The sequence below is a fragment of the Bradyrhizobium sp. genome (assembly GCF_049586575.1).
In the GTDB taxonomy this organism is placed as follows: domain Bacteria; phylum Pseudomonadota; class Alphaproteobacteria; order Rhizobiales; family Xanthobacteraceae; genus Bradyrhizobium.
On sequence record NZ_JBAVCF010000185.1, the window covers coordinates 1 to 3,985 of the forward strand.

The 3,985-nt window shown below is 58.3% G+C and carries 2 protein-coding genes and 1 pseudogene; all 3 read right to left on the reverse strand.

Translation table 11 applies throughout. From position 1 onward, the window contains the following. Positions 1 to 296 (reverse strand): annotated as a pseudogene (locus WB528_RS07140) (aspartate 4-decarboxylase); the annotation flags it as partial. A gap of 51 nt (positions 297 to 347) precedes the next feature. Continuing rightward, a complete protein-coding gene (gene aspT, locus WB528_RS07145) occupies positions 348 to 2,039 on the reverse strand; it encodes an aspartate-alanine antiporter (RefSeq protein WP_423887719.1) in 1,692 nt (563 codons plus the stop codon). A 47-nt stretch (positions 2,040 to 2,086) separates the two neighbouring features. Beyond that, a partial coding sequence (locus WB528_RS07150; RefSeq protein WP_423887720.1) for a decarboxylase occupies positions 2,087 to 3,985 on the reverse strand: 1,899 nt, incomplete at its 5' end.

Below are 3,985 nucleotides of genomic sequence, written 5' to 3' on the forward strand. Positions count from 1 at the left end.
TCCGCATGTTTGGAGAGCCACGCCTCGAAACGCGCCGCGATCCCAGCCGCCTGCGGCATCCCGCCTACACCGGCAGGATGTTCCATCACGCGCTTGCTCTCCGTAACGGCGAACTGACCCAGAAGGAAAAAACCTTCGCGCGGCGTGGTGGCGATCCAGTTTGGATTGCCGCGACCGGCGTTCAGAAAGGCCCGCTGCGACGTCTGCGACGTCTTCTTAGCCAGTTTGATCAGTTCGTCCTTGATCTCGAAGGGGCTCAGGGCTTCGAAATTGCGCAGGGTAAGCTCGTCTGCCATGGTTAGCTCCCATATGTTAAGCGAAAAGTGATGATCAGCCGCCGTGTCCGGCTAAGTCAGCAAGATGACAAGAACCATTCCCCAGATCGTCAGCAGGGTATTCCCCACCGCGTAGGTTACGGTGTAGCCAAGCCCCGGGATTTGGCTCTTGGCGCGATCGTTGATCATGCCGAGCGAGGCCGTTGTCGTGCGGGCTCCGGAGCAGGCCCCCAGGAGGATCGCATCATCGAAGCGGAACAGGTATTTTCCGACATACATCGCCAATATGAGCGGCAACGTCGTTACGAAAACACCCCATAGGAAAAGGCTAAAGCCGAGCTGTTGCAATCCGGCGACAAAGCCCGGTCCCGACGAGATGCCGACTACGGCGATGAACACATTCAGACCGACCGAATTCATGAACCACACCGCCGGCGAAGGAATCCGCCCGAATGTCGGGCGTACCGAGCGTAGCCAGCCAAAAAATAGCCCGGAAATCAGCGCGCCGCCGGAGGTGGACAGGGTGAGAGGTATGCTGCCTACCTTGTAGACCACCGCGCCGAGAAGAGCGCCGATCGCGATTGCCGCGCCGATGAAAGCCACATCCGCCACATCGGTTACTTTGTCCGGATAGCCCAGCAGCTTCGTGGCTGCCAAAACATCCTGGGTTCGCCCGACGAGCGTAACGATATCGCCCCGCTCCAGTTTCGTGTCGACAAGGATCGGGATATCGGTAGCGGTCGCGCCTCGGGTGATCTTTCGCAAGAACACGCCGCGCGTTCCCTGAGATGCCGCCAATTCGGCCAGCGTCATTCCGTCGATTTGCTTGCTGGTCACGTAAACATCGAGACCCTCGACAGGGACTGCCAACAGCTCGCGGTCATCGACCTCTTCGGCTACAGCTCCGATCAGATTGACCAAAACTTCGCGCCGACCAGCCACCGCAACCACATCGCCGGCCTGAAGCACGAGATCGGTGGTCGCCTCGATAATCTCACTGCCGCGCCTGATACGTTGGACGAAGATTCGTTCTCCAGGCGCGAGCGCCTCGGCGGCCTGCACCGTCTTGCCCACGGCCTGTCCACCCTCACGCACACGGAAGGCGCGCAACGCGAACCGATTCCAAGCTGTGCCGGGGCCACCCAATTCCTTTTTGCCCCCATGCTTCTCCTCGTAACGCTTGCAGGCGGCCTCCAGATCAATGCCGAGAAGCGCCGGACCGACCAGGGCCAGAATGAGGGCGGATCCGATCGTACCGAAGATATAGGTGACGGCGTAAGCGACGGGCATCGCGTCGAGAAGCTTCTTGGTGTCTTCAGGTGACTGGCCGAGACGATTGATTGAATCGGTCGCAAGGCCCATCGACGCCGAGATGGTCGTTGAACCTGCGTAAAGTCCCGCAGCAGAGCCGATATTGTACCCGGCGAGCTTCGCGCCAAGATAGGCAGTGCCCAGGCAGAAAAAGCAGACCACCACCGTAAACAAGGCCTGTGGGACCCCGTCCTGCGAAATGCCCCGCACGAATTGCGGGCCCACGCCATAGCCGATGGCGAACAGGAACATCAGGAAGAAGGTCGGCTTGAGCGGCCCGGAAACCGTAATTCCAAGCTGGCCGATCAGAACCGCGGCAATCAGCGTGGCCGTCACCGCGCCAAGACCGAGCCCCTTGTAAGTGAATGAACCGAAGTAATATCCGAGTGCCAAGGACAGAAAGATCGCAATCTCGGGGTAGCTCTTGAGCGTGTGGACGAACCAATCGATCATGGCGTCACCTGTTCGTATGAGAGCTGACTTTCGTTGCTAATGCGTCCTCACGCGGCCTTCTTCGCTGGTTTCCCGGTTCGTCTCGCCAGCGCTTCGGCCAGCACCAGCTTCAGCCCCTCAGCGGCGTCGTAGCCGTGGATCTCCTTCACATCGAGCTTGCGCATGAAGTCAATGGTTTCCCGAGTGATCACCTGGCCGGGCACCATGATCGGGAAACCCGGAGGGTAAGGAATGACGAAATTTGCGGAAACGAGGTCAGGTCCGTCCTTGAGCCGACGGTCGATCTCGGGGTCGGCAAGCCGGATATGCTCACATCCCTGCGCGTCATAAGCCATGTAGAAGCCACCGCGGATATCGCCTTCGTTGGTCCGACGACCTGCATCGGTCCTGAAGGCTTCGTGGAAGTGCGAGAAATTTGGCAGGTCGGGCACATCTGTCATCAGAGTCTTTACGCGCGCATCGAATGTCTTCCGGACGTTGGCCCCGCCTTCGGTCAGGCGCTGATCGATCTCCTTGCTAATTTCCACGAGAACACGGATCAGATGCGCAACGTCGCTACGCGTGTTGTTGATGTTGGATTGCAGCAGGACGGAATTTCGGGAGGTTTTGTTGAGTTGGATATTGTAATTGTTTGCCAAGATTCCCTTGAACTGAGTTCCGTCAAATCCAGCGGTACCGCAAACAAGCGTCATGCGTGTCGGATCCAGACAGAACTCATCCTCCTGCAGGCTGCGCCGCGCCGTCGCCCAATTCGCTCCTGGATCCAGATAATCAGTGAAACCGCTCTCACGGTGTGCCGCCGGCACCATCTTGTCGGCGCCGAGGATGTGAAAATATTTGGAGATCAGCGGGTGCTGGGTGATGGCCTCTCGGATGGTCAATGCGATGTCGATCGCATTGTGCACCAGGCCATATCCTTCCAGTTCCATTTGCCGCCGTGCCACATCCAGGCTGGCAATCAATTGCTGGTTCGGGCTGGTAGAGGCGTGTGTAAACACAGCCTCGTGGAACTGCGCTTCGACGCTATGAAACTCGACGTCCTTGACCAACAGCATTGATCCCTGCCGTAGCGCCGACATCGACTTGTGCGTGGAGTTGGTCTGATAGACCCGCAGCTTCACCTTTCGGGGATCGGGAATCAGTCGCGTCTTCAGCAGGGTCTCATCCGAAGGATTGGCGCCGAGCTGGGCCTGTTGCTTTTCGTACTCGGCAACCGACTTCGGATCATGCAGCCACGCCTCGATGTCGTTAGCCGCGCCCATCGCAGTGCGCGGGCGCAGGAACGGTGAAAACCGGGCAAAACCAAACCAAGCCTCATCCCACAGGAAAATAAGGTCGGGCTTGATCGCCAGACATTCCTCCATCACCCTACGCGTGTTGTAGATGTGTCCGTCAAACGTACAATTCGTCAGATCGACCATCTTTGCACGATGCAGTCGGCCATCCGCCTTGAGATTCAAGAGAGCTTGCTTGATCGTGCGAAGAGGCACGGCGCCGTACATCGAATATTCCGTCATTGGGAATGCCTCGACGTAGAGGGGCTGCGCGCCCGCCAGGACCATTCCATAATGGTGGGACTTGTGGCAGTTGCGGTCCACGATCGCGATATCACCCGGCCCCAGCAGGGCCTGAACAGCCATCTTGTTGGAGGTCGACGTGCCATTGGTCACGAAGAACACATGATCGGCGCCAAAAGCGCGCGCCGCCATGTCCTGTGCTTTTTTTATATTGCCGGTCGGCTCCAGCAGACTGTCGAGTCCGCCCGTCGTTGCGCTGCTTTCCGCCAGGAACAACGTGGGCCCATAGAACTCGCCCATGTCGCGAATCCAATCGGACTTGAAGATCGATTTTCCACGGGCGATCGGCAGCGCGTGAAAGGTGCCGATTGGACGCTGCGCATATTTTTTCAGGTTGTTGAAGAAAGGAGTTTCATATCGGTCCTGCAC

What these genes read in the sequence shown, in the direction of transcription:
- aspT (WP_423887719.1), bottom strand. Translation starts at nt 2,039, where the DNA reads ATGATCGATTGGTTCGTCCACACGCTCAAGAGCTACCCCGAGATTGCG.